Annotated in this window: 15 protein-coding genes; 8 read left to right on the forward strand and 7 right to left on the reverse strand. The window is 67.1% G+C overall.

Going from position 1 to position 17896, the window contains the following annotated elements; genetic code table 11:
* The 7 genes from ASE61_RS17825 to ASE61_RS17855 all read right to left on the reverse strand — a co-directional run.
* Nucleotides 1-437, reverse strand: a 437-nt coding sequence (locus ASE61_RS17825) for an MFS transporter (RefSeq protein WP_156407146.1), incomplete at its 3' end; no start/stop codon positions are given.
* Between the two features lie 449 nt (nt 438-886).
* Nucleotides 887-1783, reverse strand: a complete 897-nt coding sequence (locus ASE61_RS17830; protein WP_061969187.1) for a helix-turn-helix domain-containing protein — start codon at nt 1781-1783, stop codon at nt 887-889.
* Between the two features lie 122 nt (nt 1784-1905).
* The gene (locus ASE61_RS17835; protein ID WP_061969189.1) at nt 1906-3393 is read right to left on the reverse strand and encodes a M81 family metallopeptidase; all 1488 of its coding nucleotides are present in this window, start codon (nt 3391-3393) and stop codon (nt 1906-1908) included.
* 41 nt (nt 3394-3434) lie between these two features.
* Nucleotides 3435-4280: an ABC transporter permease gene (locus ASE61_RS17840; RefSeq protein ID WP_061969191.1), complete on the reverse strand. Its 846-nt coding sequence runs from the start codon at nt 4278-4280 to the stop codon at nt 3435-3437.
* Entirely contained in the window at nt 4277-5209 is a 933-nt protein-coding gene (locus ASE61_RS17845) for an ABC transporter permease (protein WP_061969193.1), read from the reverse strand. The genes ASE61_RS17840 and ASE61_RS17845 overlap by 4 nt, the downstream gene beginning before the upstream one ends.
* Before the next feature lie 33 nt (nt 5210-5242).
* Entirely contained in the window at nt 5243-6811 is a 1569-nt protein-coding gene (locus ASE61_RS17850) for an ABC transporter substrate-binding protein (RefSeq protein ID WP_061969195.1), read from the reverse strand.
* A 51-nt stretch (nt 6812-6862) separates the two neighbouring features.
* The gene (locus ASE61_RS17855) at nt 6863-7741 is read right to left on the reverse strand and encodes a MurR/RpiR family transcriptional regulator (protein ID WP_061969197.1); all 879 of its coding nucleotides are present in this window, start codon (nt 7739-7741) and stop codon (nt 6863-6865) included.
* A gap of 140 nt (nt 7742-7881) precedes the next feature.
* Here ASE61_RS17855 and ASE61_RS17860 point away from each other — a divergent pair, with 140 nt between their 5' ends.
* The 8 genes from ASE61_RS17860 (at nt 7882) to ASE61_RS17895 (ending at nt 17751) form a co-directional block, all read left to right on the forward strand.
* Nucleotides 7882-9159 (forward strand): NAD(P)/FAD-dependent oxidoreductase, encoded by a 1278-nt coding sequence (locus ASE61_RS17860; RefSeq protein ID WP_061970219.1) that lies wholly within the window; start codon nt 7882-7884, stop codon nt 9157-9159.
* Nucleotides 9160-9305: 146 nt separating this feature from the next.
* Nucleotides 9306-10943, forward strand: a complete 1638-nt coding sequence (locus ASE61_RS17865) for a methyl-accepting chemotaxis protein (RefSeq protein WP_061969199.1) — start codon at nt 9306-9308, stop codon at nt 10941-10943.
* A gap of 26 nt (nt 10944-10969) precedes the next feature.
* Entirely contained in the window at nt 10970-11434 is a 465-nt protein-coding gene (locus tag ASE61_RS17870) for a chemotaxis protein CheW (RefSeq protein ID WP_061969201.1), read from the forward strand.
* Complete coding sequence (locus ASE61_RS17875; RefSeq protein ID WP_061969203.1) at nt 11434-12711, forward strand: CheR family methyltransferase; 1278 nt, start codon at nt 11434-11436, stop codon at nt 12709-12711. Before ASE61_RS17870 ends, ASE61_RS17875 begins: the two co-directional genes overlap by 1 nt.
* Entirely contained in the window at nt 12711-13406 is a 696-nt protein-coding gene (locus tag ASE61_RS17880; protein WP_061969205.1) for a chemotaxis protein CheW, read from the forward strand. Before ASE61_RS17875 ends, ASE61_RS17880 begins: the two co-directional genes overlap by 1 nt.
* Entirely contained in the window at nt 13403-15667 is a 2265-nt protein-coding gene (locus ASE61_RS17885) for a hybrid sensor histidine kinase/response regulator (protein WP_061969207.1), read from the forward strand. The genes ASE61_RS17880 and ASE61_RS17885 overlap by 4 nt, the downstream gene beginning before the upstream one ends.
* Nucleotides 15668-15695: 28 nt before the next feature.
* Nucleotides 15696-16715: a chemotaxis response regulator protein-glutamate methylesterase gene (locus ASE61_RS17890; protein WP_061969209.1), complete on the forward strand. Its 1020-nt coding sequence runs from the start codon at nt 15696-15698 to the stop codon at nt 16713-16715.
* Nucleotides 16716-16728: 13 nt separating this feature from the next.
* On the forward strand, nt 16729-17751 hold the full coding sequence (locus tag ASE61_RS17895; RefSeq protein WP_061969211.1) for a response regulator: 1023 nt from the start codon (nt 16729-16731) through the stop codon (nt 17749-17751).
* Nucleotides 17752-17896: the final 145 nt, after the last annotated feature.

The following is a 17896-nucleotide window of genomic DNA, read 5'->3' on the forward strand; positions in this document are numbered from 1 at the left end:
GAGGCCGGCCAGGCCTCGGCGACCAGCGCCATGCCGATGCCGAACTCGCCGCCGAGCCCGAGGCCGGCGATGGTGCGGTAGATCAGCAGGTCCCAGTAACCCTGGGCGAGCGCGCACATGCCGGTGAAGACGGCGAAGAGGACGATCGTCCAGGTCAGCACGCGGACGCGGCCGATACGGTCCGACAGCATGCCGAAGCCGATGCCGCCGAGCACGGCGCCGACCAGCGTCGCGGTGACCAGCGAGGCGGCCTGGGCCTGGCTGAGCTGCAGGTCGGCCGAGATCGCCCGCAGCATGAAGCCGAGGATCAGGAGGTCGAACCCGTCCATCGCATAGCCGATCGCCGCGCCCCACAAGGCCTTGCGCGCCTTGCCGTCGACCTCGGTCGGGCCGGAGCCCTCGATCGAGCCCGCGCTCGATGCCTGGATATCGCTCATGATGACGTCCCCTTTTTGTTGTCTCGAACCGTCGCCGGGCACCGGAAAACAGTGAGCCGGCGGACGCGCGCGCGTCCGCCCCTGCGCAGATCATGCTCAATGAGTTCGGGCCTCGGGCCCTCATTCTCGGGGCGCTTTGCGCGCCGCTTGGTGGTCCTGGGCTCCGGCCCCGCCACGAGAATTCTGAAAGCCGCCGGACCATAGCCGCGCCCGGCGCCATGCGAATCCGTCGCACAGCTAAATCTCAATTACAAGATCAAATCTCAATTTTGCGACAGAGAGAATATGCGGCGTCTACCGGAAACCTCCGGTTCTCTTCCACGCTGGTCATCCCGGAGGCAGCGAAGCGAAGATCCGGGATCCATGCCTGAACCTCAATCGCCAACGTTCAGGAATGGATCCCGGGTCGAGCCCAGGATGACCCGCGTGTTTCGGTGCAAATCGGAAAATCAGCCCAGCGCGATACCCGACCGCTCGACCACCGCCCGCAGCGCGGCGCCGGCCTCGCCGCCCTTGCGGGCGCGGCTCCAGAGGTCCTCGCTCAACTGCTCGTAGAGGCGCACCGGCTGCTCGTCGGCGGTCAGCATGGCGATGCCGGAGCGGACATTCGGCAGTTCCCCGCCCAGCCGATACGGGCTCAGGCCGAGCAGCGTCCGTTCCTCGCTGCGGAAGAGCTGGAAGGTGATATTGGGCAGCGTTTCCTCGATCAGGCCGATCTGCACACCCATCGGCTCGGCCTCGATCAGCGCGATCAGGTGCTCGACCTCGTGGCGAGCGGCACGGCGCCGGCGCGCCTGCTCCTCCGGCGGCAGGCTGAAACGGCCGACGATGCCGAGCTTCAGCCAGCGCTCGATCTCCAGCACATTGACGAAGTTGACGACGCTGAGCCGCCGGCGCTTCCGGGTCGCCTTGCGCTCGTCGAGGATTGCGATGATCGCATCGATCTCGGCCACAGCCCCGTCGCGGTCGGCGAGATGGGCCGGCAGGGCCTCGATCAGGGTCGCCCGGAGGAAGTCCGAATAGGCCGCCGAGGTCAGCAGGTAGGAGAGCGGCGGGAAATGCGCCACGACCTGATCGGACTGCTCCTCGATCTGCCGCATGCGCTCGAAATAGCTGACCGGGCTCGAATAATACTCGACGCCGGCCCCGAGCAGCGACGCGACCGTCGTCTCCAGCACGGCAGCCAGCCGCTCCAGCGTCTCGATCTTGACGACGCCGCCGCTCTCGATCCGGTAGACGGCCGCCCGCGAAATTCCCAGGCTTTCCGCGACATCCTCGGCCGGAAGCCCACGCCCCAGCCGATAGGCCTTGAGGCGCTTGCCAATCTCATCGAAGCGGATGGACATCGGGCCTCTCGCAGGGCAATCGAATCTCAAAATTTAGATAGGGTACCGCACTCCCGCGCCAATGCGAACAGGGCCGATGCGTCGCCGCGCCGGCCCCGTCGATTTCAAGACTGCTCGCGGCCTCACGCCACCTTGTCGAGCGGGTAGAGCGGCCGGCGCACCCGGCGATAGGGCAGCTTGCTGAGATCGGGCGTGCAGAGCGCCCCGCTGTCGCAGACGATGACCTTGCCAGCGATAGGCTCGAAGGCGGCGCGGAAATGCTGCATCGACTTCAGCCCGACGACACGCTTCGCGGCCGGGTCGATGCCGAAGGCGCGGAACTGCTGCAGGTCGTTCATCTGGGCGCGGATGGTGGTGACGAGGATCTCGACATCGCCGACGCGCAGCACGGCACAGGGCCCCCAGCTCGCCTGCAACCCGCCCATCATCGGGCCGTCGCCGACCCAATCGCCGTCGCTGACGCTGACGAGCATGCCGGTCAGCTCAAGCGGCCCGCCGCCGATCTCGGGATCGACCTTGCCGCCGAGCTTGACCGAGACCGTCGAGCCCGGCTTGCCCTTGCGCAGTTCAGCGGCGACCTCCGGATCGACCATCGGGCCGAAACAGGCGTCCTTGAGATCGGCTGCGATCATGCCCTTGAGCAGGCCCGTCGCATCGCCATAGCCGCCACCGCCGGGATTGTCGGCGTAGTCGGCGATGATCAGCGGCCCCTTCGCCGCGACATAGGACCTGGCTTCAGCCACCGCGTCCTCGACCGAGAGGAATTCCGTGACCTTCTCGAAGCGGCGCTGCCACATGTCCTCGACCATCGCCTCGGCGAAGGCCTGGTGTTTCTCGCGCTCGCCGTCGCAGGTGACGAGCACGGTCGGGCCGACCTCGTGGATATCGGCATTGCCGAAGCCGCCATTGACGCTGACGGCAAAGACGCCCGCCTCCTTCTCATAGGCCCTGGCCTTGGCGATGCGCTCGACCATCGGGCCGATATCGGTACGCCCGCCATTGACCTCCTCCAGCATCGGCCGCTCGGCCCGCAGCGTCACCGGCCTGATCTCGCCCTTCATGGTCCGTTGCATGATGCCGGCCGCAAGCTTGCCGGTCTCGCGCACATCGACATGCGGATAGGTCTTGTAGGAGACGACGATATTGGCGAGATCGGTCATCTTGCGGGTGACATTGGCATGGGGATCAAGCGTGATGCCGATCGGCACGTCAGGCCCGAGCACGGCGCGGACCCGCTCCAGCAACTCGCCCTCGCCGTCCTCGCAGAACTCCGTCACCATGGCGCCGTGGAGGCCGAGCAGCACGCCGTCGATCTTGCCGGCATGCGCCTTCGCGGCCTCGACGATCACGCCGGCGATGCGGTCGAAGGCATCGCGCGTCACCGGCCCGGAAGGCTGGGCGGCGGCGCTGATCGCGTGGATGACCTTCCACCCTGCCGGGCGGCCGATATCGAGAAAGCCGGCGATCGGCGTGTTGGCCTCGGCCCGCGCGGCGATGGCGTCATCGCCGAGCTGGATGCCGCGATCGGTGAAGGCGGCGTAATCGGCCGGGCAGCGGCTGAAGGTGTTGCTCTCATGCGAGAACTCGGCGGTCAGGACGGTGAAGCTCATGGCGTTCCTCGCGGTTTTCTCTCTGTGTCCGATGGTGGTCGTCAGCCGTCCCGCAGCGGGCGGCGAATATCGAGCGCCTCGATCAGCGCATCGCCGAACAGGTTGATGGCGATGACGGTGGTGGCGATGACGAGGCCGGGGAAGATGATGATCCAGGGCGCGATGAAGATCTGCGCGGTGCCGGAGCTCATCATCGCCCCCCAGCTCGGGACGGGCGGCTGGGCGCCCAGCCCGAAGAAGCCGAGCGTCGCTTCGAGCACGATCGCATCGCCCGTCGCCAGCATGCCGGCGACGATGACCGGCGTCATCGCATTGGGCAGGAGATGCAGGAAGAGCACGCGCCCCGGCCGGGCGCCCGCCGTCACCGCGGCATCGACGAAGAGCTCGCCCTTCAGCGCCATCACCTGCGCCCGCGTCAGCCGGGTGAACTGGGCGAGATAGGCGATCGCGATGGCGATCGCGGTGGAATGCAGTCCGGGCCCCAGGATCGCGATCAGGATCAGCGCCAGCAGGATGTCCGGAAAGGACCAGGTCAGGTCGACGAAGACGGTGACGATCCTGTCGAAGATGCCGCCGAAATAGCCTGCGGCGGCGCCCAGCGTCGCGCCCATCAGCACCGACAAGGCGATCGAGAGCACGCTGACGCTGAGCGAGGTGCGCGCGCCCTGGATGATGCGCGAGAGCAGGTCGCGCCCGAATTCGTCGGTGCCGAGCCAATGCGCGACTGACGGCGGCGTGTTGGCCATGGAGAGCTTCTGCGCGGCGTAATCGTAAGGCGCGATCCAGGGCGCGAAGATCGCGCAGAGCACGAGCGCGAGCAGGAACAGCGCGCAGATGGCGCCGCGTGGCGAGCGGAGGATGCGGCCAGCAAGGGATTTGCGGCTCATCGTGCACCCATCGCTTCACGCAAACGCGGATCGAGCGCAGCCTGGGCGAGATCGCCGATCAGCGTGCCGAGCATCACCGCGATCGCGAGCATCAAGAGGCAGCCCTGCACCAGCGGATAGTCGCGCTGGCCCAAGCCCGTGATCAGCAGCGAACCGAGCCCCGGCCGGGCGAAGACATATTCAACCGTGACCGCGCCACCCAAAATCCAGCCGATGCGCAGGCCGAGAATGGTCATCACCGGCAGCATCGCCTGCTGCAGCACGTGTCGGAGCTGGATGCGCCAGAACGGCACGCCCTTGGCCTGCAGCACCCGCACGAAATCCCGCTGCGAGATCTCGACCATGGCGGCACGGGTGACGCGGGCGATCAGCGCCGTGCCGCCGATGCCGATGGTCAGCGCCGGCAGCACCAGCGCGTCCCAAGTGCGTGCGCCCGAGACCGGGAACCATTCGAACTGCACGGCGAACATCAGGATCATCAGGAGCGCCAGCCAGAAGCTCGGCAGCGTCGACCCCAGCAGGATGAACCCCATCACCGCCCGGTCGAACAGGCTGTCGCGGAAGGAAGCCGCGAGCACGCCGGTGACGATCCCGACCACCGTCGAGAAGAGCAGCGCCGTGCCGCCGAGCGCGAGGCTATGGGGCATGTTCTCGGCGATGAGCTGCGAAACCGGCTGGCGCATCACGATGGCGTCGCCGAAATCGCCGGTGACGACCTTGGCGAGCCAGCGCCCGTACTGGACCAGCAGCGGCTGGTCCAGCCCGTAGCGCGCGATCATCTGCGCCCGCTGCTCGGGCGACGAGCCGACCTGGATCAGATGCTCCAGCGGATCGCCCGGCACGAGATGGATGATCATGAAGATCACCAGCGAGACGGCGAGGAAGACCGGCACCAGCATGGCGAGGCGCCGGATCGCGAAGCGCAGCAAGGATCGATCTCCCGCGTGATACGTCGTCCCGGCTCAGTTCGCCGGCGCGATGTCGAGCATGGTCGGCCCGTAGAAGCCGGTGCCGCGGATCGTCTCGGGCACGGTGATGCGCTTGCCATAGGCCACGCTCTGCACCGGCTGGTAGATCGGCGCGAACGGGTACTGCGACAGCACGTACTCGTGGTATTTCGTGAAGTTCGCGACGCGCTCGTCCCAGGTCTTGGACTTGTTCATGGCGATGTCGTTGAGCTTCTCCGCCTCGGGATCGTTGAACATCGAGACATTGGGGTAGCCCGCGCGCTTGGCGGCGAAGAACCAGTCGACGATATCGGCATTGGTCCACTGATAGGCACGCACCGCGAGCTGGTGCTCGGTCTTCTTGCGGTACTGCGCATTGATCGAGCCGGCATCGATGATGCTGATCTCGGCCTGCATGCCGACGGCCTTGAGCTGCGCCTGGACGATCTCGGCGAGGCGCTTGAACTCGGTGCCGTTCTGGGCCCAGAGCTTCACCTCGAGGCGCTTGCCGTCCTTGATGCGGATGCCGTCGGGTCCCGGCTTCCAGCCGGCTGCTTCGAACACCTTCTTCGAGCGCTCCGGATCGTAGGAGATCTTGTACCTCGGATCGACCTGCGCCTCCTTCAGCGAGGAGATCAGAAAGGTGTCGGCGACGGCGCCATTGCCGCCATAGAGGCTGGTCAGGATTTCCTTCTGGTTCACGGCGAAGGCCGTCGCCTCGCGCACCTTGATGTCGGTGAACGGCTCGACGCTGGTGTTGATCGGCATATAGACCAGCTCGTTGCCGGGAATGGTCACGAGCTTCACCGCCTTGTCGGCCTGGATGCGCGGCAGGAAGTCGGTGGGGACATTGACGAGCAGGTCAGCGCCGCCGGTCTTGAGTTCGAGATAGGCGGTCGATTCCTCGCCGATCTCGCGGAAGGTCAGCTTCTTGAACTTGGCCGGCCCCTGGTTCTTCGAGAGGTCGGAGGCCCATTTGTAGTCGTCATTGCGGACGAGCACGGTCTGTTGGCCGACCGTGAACTGCTGCATCTTGTAGGGGCCGGTGCCGATCGCCTCGGTCACGCCGAACTTGTCGCCCAGCGCCTCGTAGGATTTCGGCTCCGGCACGCACATGAAGGAGCTGGCGAGGTTGAACAGCAGGTTCGGGTCGGGGTGCTTCATGTGGAAGCGCACGGTCAGGTCGTCGACCACCTCGACCTTGTCGACAGCCTCGACGGTGAAGGCGTTCTCGGTGCCCTTGAACTGCGGCACCCACCATTCGATCGTCTTGGCGTTGAACGGCTCGCCATTGTGGAACTTGACGCCGGGCTTCAGCTTGAAGGTCCAGAGCATGCCGTCCGGGCTCGTTTCCCAGGACGTCGCGAGCTGGCCGTGGAAGCTCTGGTCGGCATCCTGCACCACCAGCCGGTCGAAGATCAGCGTCGTCGCCGTGTTGAGCTTCGTCGCCTTGATCGGGTTGTAGGTCGGCGCGCCGACAAGGCGCGCGGTCATCACGAACGTGGCTTCCTGCGCCAGCGCCGTGGAGGCGGCGAGCGCCGACAGGCCCAGCGCCAGCAGGCTCCCCTTGATCATCGTCTTCATCCCGCTTCCCCTTTGTTTTCGAGATGTTGCGAACGGCTTAGGTCCCGACCGTCAGTCGAGCGGGCCGGAACTGTCCCCGGCATGGCCGGTGAAATGGCCGTAGAGCGCGGCCATCCGGTTCAGGCGCGTCTCGACCTGCGGGCCGAGCTCGACGAAGACCGCGTTGATCAGCAGGTTGCTGAGGCTCGCCATCTGCGCGGTCGAGTCCCAGAACAGGTTGAACTCGGTCGAGACGACCAGCATCTCGTCGACGAGCCCCTGCCCCCAGTCGCAGAAGGAATCGGTGATCAGCGTGGTCCTGATGCCCGCCGCCTTCGCCTGCTCGGCCAGCACCTTGGCCATGCGCGAATAGCGCCGCGCCTCGAAGATCACGAGGCAGCGCCCCTCCTCCCCGGACAGCAGCAGCTCCGAGAAATTGCCTGCCGCGAGATCGGCCAGATGCACGCCGTCGCGCAGATACTGGAGCTGGTTGGCAAGGTATTGCGCGAGGCCCCGCTCGGTCTGGAATCCCGTGACATGGACGGAAGGCGCCGTCGCCAGGCGGCGGGCCACTCGCTTCCACTCCTCGCTTTGGGCGAGCTCGTAGATGCGCACGAGACCGGCGATCTCGAGCTGGAGGCTGCGCGCCAGTTGATCGTCGCCGGCAAGGCTGCGCTGCTGGAAATCGCGCAGGCGGTCGCTGATCAGCCAGGGCCTGTCGCCGATCTCCTCGGCGAGGCTGGCCTTCAAATCCTTCAGGCTCTTATAGCCGAGCGTCCGGCAGAAGCGCCCGACGGTCGGCTCGCTGAGCGAGACCTTCTCGGCCAGGCTCCCCGCCGTCTCGAAGGGCAGGCTCGGCATCTGCGCCAGCATATAGCTCGCCAGCGCCTTGTCGGCCTTGGAGCCGCTGGCGAGGCAGGCCTGCAATCTCTGGCGAAGCGTCTGCGACATCGGCACTCCCGCGTTCCGGGAGATCAAGAAATTTTTCTTTCAAACTGTCAAACAGTTTTTATTTTCTTGCAAAACCTGTTCAAGTGGGGCTCGCTTCCGCTATGCCCGGCTTGGGGCAGATGGAACGGATTCCGACGACGATGGCGACCGCGACAGGACAGGCCGATGTGATCGTGCTCGGCGCTGGCATCGTCGGCGTCAGCGTGGCGCTGCATCTGCAGGAGCGTGGCCGGCGCGTGCTGCTCGTCGATCGCGGCGAACCGGGTGCCGAGACCAGCCATGGCAATGCCGGGCTGATCGAGCGCTCCTCCGTCGTGCCCTATGCTTTCCCGCGCGATCTCGCGACATTGGCGAGCCTCGCCTCGAACCGCTCCATCGCCGTGCGCTACCGCCCGGCGGCCTTGCTGCGGATGGCGCCCTGGCTCGCGCGCTACTGGTGGAACTCGGCCCCTGACCGGCTCGACAGGCTCGGCCGCGCCATCCTGCCCTTGATCGAGCGCTGCATCGATGAGCACCGGCGCTGGACGCAAGCGGCCGGCACCGAGGCCCTGATGCGCGGCGAAGGCTGGATCGAGCTCTATCGCACGCAGAAAGGCCTCGATCTGGCGACCCGCGGGGCGGCCGAACTGGCTGCCTACGGCCTCAGCTATGATCTGCTCGATGACGCCGCGCTGCGCCGCCTGGAGCCCGGCCTGCTCACCGGCAGCGTCGCCGGCGCGGTGCATTGGCGCGACCCGGTCACGGTCAGCGACCCCGGCGCGGTGACGCGCGCCTATGCAGCACTCTTCGTCGCGCGCGGCGGCCTGCTGAAACCGGCCGACGCGACCGGCCTGCATCAGGAGGACGGGCAGTGGCGCCTGTCAGTCGACGGAGCGGAATGGCGCGCGCCGGAGACCGTCGTCGCGCTGGGACCATGGTCCAGCGACCTCATCGAGCGCTTCGGCTATCGCTTCCCGATCGGCTTCAAGCGCGGCTACCACATGCATTACGACAGCGCCCACGAAGCCGCGCCGCGGCATCCGCTCTGCGATGCCCAGGCCGGCTTCGTGCTGACGTCGATGCAGCGTGGCATTCGCCTGACCACGGGGATAGAACTCGCCGGCCGCGACGAGCCCTCGGATTCCTGGCAGCTCGACCGGGCCGAGCGCATCGCGCGGCAGATCGTGCCTCTGGGCCGCCGCCTCGATGCCGAGCCCTGGCGCGGCGCCCGTCCCTGCCTGCCCGACATGCTGCCGATCATCGGAGCCGCGCCACGCCATCGCGGCCTCTGGTTCGCCTTCGGCCACGCCCATCACGGCTTCACTTTAGGACCCGCGACCGGCCGCCTGCTCGCGGAAATGATGACCGGCGCGCCGACCCTGTGTGACCCTGCGCCCTTCGCGGCCGAACGTTTCCTGCCGCAGGCCCGCAGGGCCTGACGGCACAGCCGCGACACTGCACAGCTATCATTGCGAAGCGTTTCCGCAACGGAGACGCAATAACTCCTCGCTAACAATGATCTGCGAACGATTTGGCTCATGCAGCAGCCCGAAGCGACCGGCGCGCCGCAACGATGGATTGAGCGATGAAGAGCCTGACGATACGCCGCCGCATCCTGATCAGCTTCGCCGCGATCCTCGCAGTGATGACCGCCATGGCCGGCGCCAGCTATCTCTGGTTCCTCCAGGCCCAGCGGCAGGCCATCGAGGTCGAGGCCAAGACCATTCCCGGCCTCGATATCAGCGCGCAGCTCTTGGCGAGCTGGACGGAGACGCGCGGATTGATCCGCGAGTTCGTGCTGGCCGACACCCCGGAGGAGAAGCGACAGGTCGCGGAAGCCGTCGCCGCCAATCGCGAAGCCATGCGCGGGCTTCTCAGAAGCTACGACGCAGCCGTCACCACCGCTGAAGACCGGAAGAATCACACACTTTTCAAAGACCTCTTCGACCAGTTCATCGCAGCCGCGGACCCGATCATCGCAGCGGGCAGGCTCTCAGGCGCCAATGAACCGGCACTCAACCAGAGCGCAACAGCGAAGCGAGACCTGGACCCGATCGCAGCCCGGATTCAGTCCGTGGCCAAGGCCATGATCGCGTTCAACAAGGCCGAAGCCGATGCTTCGACCCGCAAGATCGTCGCCATCGTCGAGGCGGCCGAGCTCGGATTGATCGTCTGTTTCGTGATCGCATTCATCCTCGCGATTCTCTGCGGCTATCTGCTGTTTCGGGCCGTCACGGTGCCGCTCGGCAAGCTGCTCGGCATCGTCGACACGATGCGGCGCGGCGATTTCAGCGAGCGCCTGACGCTCGCCCGGCGCGACGAATTCAGCACGGTCGCCGACGGCGTCAACGCCATGGCCGACGATCTCGCCGGGTTGATCGGCCAGATCCAGAAGTCGAGCATCCAGGTCAACACCTCGATCACCGAGGTTGCCGCGACCTCGAAGGAACAGCAGGCGACCGCCAACGAGATCGCCGCCACCACGACCGAGATCGGCGCCACTGCCAAGGAGATCTCCGCCACCTCCAACGAACTCGCCCACACGATGGACGAGGTCTCGGCCGTCGCCGAGCAGACCGCCACCCTCGCCAATGGCGGGCAGGCCGGGCTCGCGCGCATGGAAAGCACGATGCGGCAGGTGATGGAAGCCGCAGGCGCGATCAACGCCAAGCTCGCGATCCTCAGCGAGAAGGCCGGCAACATCAACCAGGTCGTCACCACCATCACCAAGGTCGCCGACCAGACCAACCTGCTCTCGCTCAATGCCGCGATCGAGGCCGAGAAGGCGGGGCAATATGGTCGCGGCTTCGCGGTGGTCGCGACAGAGATCCGCCGCCTCGCCGATCAGACCGCCGTCTCGACCTACGACATCGAGCAGATGGTCAAGGACATCCAGTCGGCCGTCGCCGCCGGCGTGATGGGCATGGACAAGTTTTCCGAGGAGGTGCGGCGCGGCATGCAGGAGGTCCAGCAGGTCGGCGGCCAGCTCTCGGAGATCATCGAGCAGGTCCAGGGGCTGGTACCGCGCTTCGAGGGGGCCAATGAAGGCATGCAGGCGCAGGCGACCGGGGCCGGCCAGATCAGCGAGGCGCTCTCCCAGCTCAGCGAGGCCGCGCAGCAGACGGTCGAATCCCTGCAGCAGTCGACGCTCGCCATCGACGAGCTCAACCAGGTCTCGAACGGGCTGCGCAGCTCGATCTCGCGCTTCAAGCTGCGCGCCTGACAGGAAGGGCGGAACGGAACCGCACGATGCTGTTTCTGATGTTCCAGCTGGGGCGGGATCGCTACGTGCTCGAGACCGGGCAGGTCGAGGCCGTGCTGCCGCTGCTCGCGACCAAGCAATTGCCCGGCGCGCCCGCAGGCGTGGCCGGCGCGATCAGCTATCGCGGCCGGCCGGTGCCGGTCATCGATCTCGCAGTGCTGGCGCTCGGGCGCCCGGCCGAGCCGCGCCTGAGCACCCGCATCATCCTCCTGCGCTACCCCTCCGGTCCCGGCCGCGACGACCTTCTCGGCTTGCTGGTCGAGCAGGCGGTCGAGACCATCGCGCGCGATGCGGCGGATTTCACCACCTCCGGCGTCGAGGCCGGCATGCCGCCCTATCTCGGCCCGGTCGCCAGCGATGAGCGCGGCCTGATCCAATGGGTCCGGGGCGAGGCTTTGCTCACGCCCGAAATCCGCGACATCCTGTTCCGTCAGCAAGCGACAAAGCCGTGATGGACGAGACCGCTCCGATCCGGGATTTCGAGAAGCTGCTCAGGGAAACCATCGGCCTGAGCATGGAGACGGTCGGCGCCTCCGTGATCCGCCATGCCCTCAAGCGGCGGATGACGGCCTGCGCCATCCCCGACCTTCACGCCTATTGGGCCTTCGTGACCGAGAGCCCGGCCGAGCGACAGGAGCTGGTCGACGCGGTCATCGTCCCCGAGACCTGGTTCTTTCGCGATCGTGAGGCCTTCGGTGCGATGGTCAGGCATCTGCGCGAGCACCGGACCGGCAATCGCCCGCTGAGGCTGCTCAGCCTGCCCTGCTCGACCGGCGAGGAGCCCTATTCCATCGCGATGGCCCTTCTCGATGCCGGCTTTCCGGATGGTAGCTTCCAGATCGACGCGATCGACATCAGCACCCGCAACCTCGTCCATGCCGAGCGCGCCATCTACGGCAAGAATTCCTTCCGCGGCACCGATATCGCCTTTCGCGATCGCTATTTCGAGGCCTGTGACGGTGGTTTCAGACCACATGACATCGTCCGCCGGCACGTCCGCTTCCGCCTCGGCAATGTGCTGGCCACGGCAACGAATGCCGGCCAGGAGGCCTATGACGTCGCCTTCTGCCGAAACCTGCTGATCTATTTCGACCGCGAGACACAAGGCGCGGCGCTGATCCGGCTCCGGCAGATGCTGGCCGATGACGGCCTGCTGCTGGTCGGCCCGGCCGAATCCGGCCTGCCGCCCCTGCTCGGCTTCGCATCGGTACGCTTTCCGCGAGCATTCGCGTTCATGAAGGCACAGGCCGCCCGTGGGAAACCCGCCGAGCCGCCGGCTGCGCGAAAGCCACCGCCGACTCCGGCGAAGGCTGCCCCCTCGCTCCAGGCCAAACCGGCCGCACCGCTCTCGACGCCACGTCCCTTCACCCAGAAGGCGCCGCTCGCCGCGCCGTCCGCGCCCGTGCCGGATCGGGCAGCAGCCAGCCTGGCCGGGATCGAGCGCGCCGCCGATGCCGGGCGGCTCGCCGAGGTGAGCGCAGCCGCAGAGCGCCATATCGCCGAATTCGGCCCCTCGCCGGATGCGTTCTACTGGCTGGGGCTCGCCCATGACGCGGCCGATGCGATGGAGGACGCCATGCGGAACTACCGCAAGGCGCTCTATCTCGCCCCGGACCACCAGCGGGCACTGGCCCAGCTCAGGCTGCTCCAGCAGCGACGAGGCGATCATAGCGGCGCCAAGGCCCTGGCCGACCGGCTCGACCGGCTGACGAAGCGGAGCGGCACCTGATGCCCGCCGATACCGATCCGATGACGACCGACGACATCGCCGAATGCTGGCGCGAGATCGGCGTCAGCGGCGACCGCTCCTGCCCGGAGCTGGACGAGCATCTCCATTGCCGCAACTGCCCGACCCATGCGCAGATCGCCCGCAAGCTGCTCGATCGTCCCTTGCCGCCGGGCTACCGCGACGAATGGACACGACATTTCGCCAGGCCCGACGAGAAGACGCCCGAAGGCGAAGAGGTCGACAGCGTTCTGATCTTCCGCATCGGCGAGGAATGGCTCGGCCTGCCGGCGGGGATCTGCCGCGAGATCGCGGAGCCGCGCGCGGTTCACTCCCTGCCGCATCGCCGCAGCGAGGCTGTCCGCGGCATCGTGAATGTCCGGGGTGAACTCCTCATCTGCGTCTCGTTGCCCGCTCTGCTCGGCATCGGAGCCGCGGCCGCAACGCGCGGCGCCGAGCGGATCGCGATTTTCCCGCGCCTCGTCGTCACCGGCGAGGAGACCAGGCACGTCGCCTTCGAGGTCGACGAAGTCCATGGCCTGCACGGCCATCGCGCCCATGAGCGCGGCGCGGTGCCGGCGACGGTCGGCCGCGCGGCGGCCAGCGTCGTCGAGACGATGATCCCGTGGAACGGACGCGCGGTCGGCTGCCTCGATGCCAAGCGCCTGCTCGACCTGATCGACCGGAGCATCGCATGAGCGGCGAGGATCTCAGCGACCTCTCGATGCTCGAACTGTTCCGGGCGGAGCTTGCGGCGCAGTCGCAGGCCTTCACGACCGGCCTGCTTGCTTTGGAACGTGATCCGACCGCCGCCGTCCATCTCGAAGCCTGCATGCGCGCCGCCCATTCGCTGAAGGGCGCCGCCCGCATCATCGATCTCGCGCCGGCCGTGCAGGTCGCGCACGAGATGGAGGAATGCCTCGTCGCCGCCCAGCACGGCAAGATCCGGCTGAACCGCAGGCATATCGACGCGCTGCTCGCTGGCATCGACCTGCTCGGCGAAATCGCTTCCGGATCAGGAGAGCCGGACACTCAGACCGGAGGACGGATCGAGGCCTTCGCACAGACCTTGCGCAGCGCTTCCCAGACGAGCGACGCACCCTCGCCGGGCGCATCCGGTCCAGACGCTAACCCGGCCGGCATGGCACCCGGCGCAGAGCCGCTTCCCCCGCCTGCTGCCCTCCCCGAAACGCCTGCGCCTATCGGAGATTCCGCGACCGGCGAGCGCATGGTCAGGGTCACCGCCGACAGCCTGAACCGCCTGCTCGGCCTTGCCGGTGAATCGCTGATGTCGGCGCGCCGGCTGCGCCCGTTCAATGACGGTTTGTTGCGGCTGCGGCGCGTCCAGGCCGAGCTCGCCAAGAGCTTCGAGGACCTGCAGGCCGCAATGCCCGCCGATGGCGTCGGCAGGGCGGCACAGGCACTGGCGACCGCACAGCTCAAGCTGGCTGAGGGCCAGGCGCTCCTCGCCCAGCGTCTCGACGAGATGGACACGGTCGACCGGCGCGCGACCGATCTCGCCAACCGGCTCTACGACGAGACGCTGGCAAGCCGGATGCGCCCCTTCGAGGATGGAGTCCGGCATTTCGAGCGCAATGTCCGCGATATCGGTCGCGCACTGGGCAAGACGGTGCGCCTCGACATCGTCGGTGGCGCCACCAGCATCGACCGGGATATCCTCGACCAGCTCGACGCGCCCCTCGGCCATCTCCTTCGTAACGCGGTCGATCACGGCATCGAGGCGCCCGAGCAGCGCCGCACCGCCGGCAAGTCGGCGGAGGGCCTGGTCCGGCTCGAAGCCCGGCATAATGCCGGCCTGCTCCAGATCATCGTCTCGGACGATGGCGGCGGCATCGATATCGAGGCGCTCCGCCAGGCGACGCTCGCCCGCGGTTTGACCATGGCCGAAACCGTCTGGGACCTCAGCGAGGAGGAGCTGCTCGAATTCCTCTTTCTGCCCGGCTTCTCGATGAAGGCGACGGTCAGCGACATTTCCGGCCGCGGTGTCGGCCTCGATGCCGTGCAGGCGATGGTCCGGCAGGTCCGCGGCCAGGTCACCGTTGCCTCGGAGCCTGGCATCGGCACCCGCTTTCAGCTCCAGCTCCCGCTGACGCTCTCGGTGATCCGTGCCCTCCTCGTCGAGATCGACGGCGAGCCCTATGCCCTGCCGCTCGCCGCGATCGCCCGCGCCCTGCGGCTGCCGCGCGACAAGATCGAGCTGCTCGAAGGCCGTCCGCATTTCCGCCATGGCGAGCAGCAGGTCGGGCTCGTCACTGCCCATGAGGTCCTCGGCCGGGGCGAAGCCGCGATCGGCGAAGCGGAGTTGCCGACGGTAGTCGTCGGCGAGGGCGACAATCTCTATGCGCTGGTGGTCGACCGCTTTCTCGGCGAGCGCGAGCTCGTGGTCAGGCCGCTCGACCCGCGCCTCGCCAAGGTCAAGGATGTCAGCGCCGCCGCCCTGATGGACGATGGCTCGCCGGTCCTGATCCTCGATGTCGAGGACCTGATCCGCTCGATGGACAAGCTGGTCTCGGGCGGGCGCCTCAGGACGCTGGAGCGTAGTGTGGCGCGCACCGGCCAGAAGCGGCGCAAGCGCGTCCTCGTCGTCGACGATTCGCTGACGGTGCGCGAACTGGAGCGCAAGCTGCTCGACCATCACGGTTTCGAGGTCGAGGTCGCCGTAGACGGCATGGATGGCTGGAACGCGGTGCGCTCCGATCCGTTCGACCTCGTCGTGACCGATGTCGACATGCCCCGCATGGACGGCATCGAGCTCGTCACCCTGATCAAGCGCGACCCCAACCTGCGCAACCTGCCGGTGATGATCGTCTCCTACAAGGACCGCGAGGAGGATCGCCGCCGCGGCCTCGATGCCGGCGCGGATTACTATTTGACCAAGGGGAGCTTCCACGACGAAACTTTGATCCATGCGGTCGTCGACCTGATCGGCGAGCCATGAATCCGGGCATCCGCTGTGGGGGCGTTTCATGAGAATCGGTCTGGTCAACGACCTGCCGATGGCGGTCGAGCTGTTGCGACGCGTCATCGCTTCCACGGCAGAGCACGAGGTCGCCTGGATCGCCATGAACGGCCGCGAGGCGGTCGAGGCCTGCCGACGCGACCGGCCCGAGCTCATCCTCATGGACTTGAACATGCCGGAGATGGACGGCATCGAAGCCACGCGCCGGATCATGGCCGAGACGCCCTGCCCGATCCTGCTGGTCACCGCCAGCGTCGATGCCAATGTCTCCGGCGTCTACGACGCGATGGGCCATGGCGCGCTTGATGCGGTCGACATTCCCAGCGTCGGTCTCGGCGGCCATACCTCGGCGCAGACGGCCGCCCTGCTGACGCGCATCGCGACGATCGGTCGCCTGTCGCGCAACCTGCCACCGGTGAACCCGCCCCCCCGCCGGCCGCCGGCCGCGGCCTCTCCCTCCCAGCGTCTCGTCGCCATCGGCGCCTCCGCCGGCGGTCCAGCCGCCGTGGCGACCCTGCTCGGTGGGCTCGCGCCCGAATTCCCGGCTGCGATCATCCTGGTCCAGCACCTCGACGAGCAGTTCGTACCGGGCTTCGCAAGCTGGCTCGGCGAGCATTGCCGCCTGCCCGTCCGGCCGGCCCGCGAAGGCGACAGGCCGGAGCGCGGCACCGTGCTGATCGCGGCAAGCCCCGATCATCTCGTTTTCAAGCCGGGCGGCGAGCTCGGCTATCGGGCCGAGCCGCGCGACTATCCCTATCGTCCGTCGGTCGACGTGTTCTTCGAGAGCGTCGCGGAAAGTTGGCAGGGAGACCCGATCGGCGTCCTGCTGACGGGCATGGGCCGCGACGGCGCCCGTGGCCTGAAACTGTTGCGCGACAGGCAGTGTTTGACGATCGCGCAGGACAAAGCCACAAGCGCGGTCTACGGGATGCCCAAGGCTGCAGCCGCCATCGGCGCGGCCGTCGAAATTCTACCACTGGGCGCGATCGCCCCTCGCCTGACCGAGGTGTACGCTCCGTCGCCCTGATGAAGGTTTTCCCATGACAGGCGAAACGAAATCCTCCCTGCCCGACGTCCCGCTTCCGGCCGACAGCTACCTGTCCATGGTCCTGCTGGTCGACGACCAGGTCATGGTCTGCGAAGCCGTCCGTCGCGCGCTGGCCCATCATGGTGATCTCGACTTCCACTATTGCACCGACCCGCTGGAGGCGATCGCGGTCGCCCAGCGCGTCAAGCCGACGGTCATCCTGCAGGACCTCGTCATGCCCGGCGTCGACGGGCTCGACCTCGTCCGGCAATATCGCAAGCATCCGGCCCTGCATGCCGTGCCCGTCATCGTGCTCTCCACCAAGGAGGACCCGTCGACGAAGAGCGAGGCGTTCCAGGCCGGCGCCAACGATTATCTCGTCAAGCTGCCCGACAAGCTCGAACTGATCGCCCGGGTGCGCTACCACACCCGCGCCTATCTCGATCATCTCCAGCGCGACGAGGCCTATCGCGCGCTGCGCGAAAGCCAGCGCGAGTTGATGCGCGCCAATCTCGAACTGGAACGCCTGACCCGGATCGACGGCCTCACAGGCCTCGGCAACCGCCGCTATTTCGACGAATATCTCGCCGCCGAATGGAAGCGCTGCCAGCGCACCGAAAGCCCGCTCTCGGTGCTGATGATCGATGTCGACCATTTCAAGCGCTACAACGACGCCTATGGTCATCTCGCCGGCGACGACGTGCTGAAGCAGGTCGCGCATGTGATCCAGGACGGCTCGACCCGCTCGACCGACCTCGCCGCGCGCTTCGGCGGCGAGGAATTCGTGGTGATCCTGACCGGCGTGCCGCAGGAAGGCGCGAGCCATGTCGCCGAACGGCTGGTGCAGGGCGTGCGCGACCTGAATATAGCCCATGGCACTGACCGGGTGACGATCAGCGTCGGCGTCGCGACCGCCTGGCCGGATGCCGAGGGCGATCCTGCCCGGCTGGTCAATGCCGCCGACCTTGCTCTCTTCCGCGCCAAGAACGAGGGCCGCAACCGCCTGGTCCATGCGGAGCTGTCGCCCGATCGCTGAATGGCGCAGCCCCGGATTCTGCGAATGCGGTCGCCCGGGCTTAACCAGAAATGGCTTAACCCCGGGCATCGGCCTTTCATCCCGTCGGCCGAAGCCTTAATCACCAGCGTGCCAATGATGTGGCCCCCGCATCGATGATTGAGAT

It is taken from the genome of Allobosea sp. Root670 (genome assembly GCF_001429415.1).
GTDB lineage: Bacteria > Pseudomonadota > Alphaproteobacteria > Rhizobiales > Beijerinckiaceae > Allobosea > Allobosea robiniae.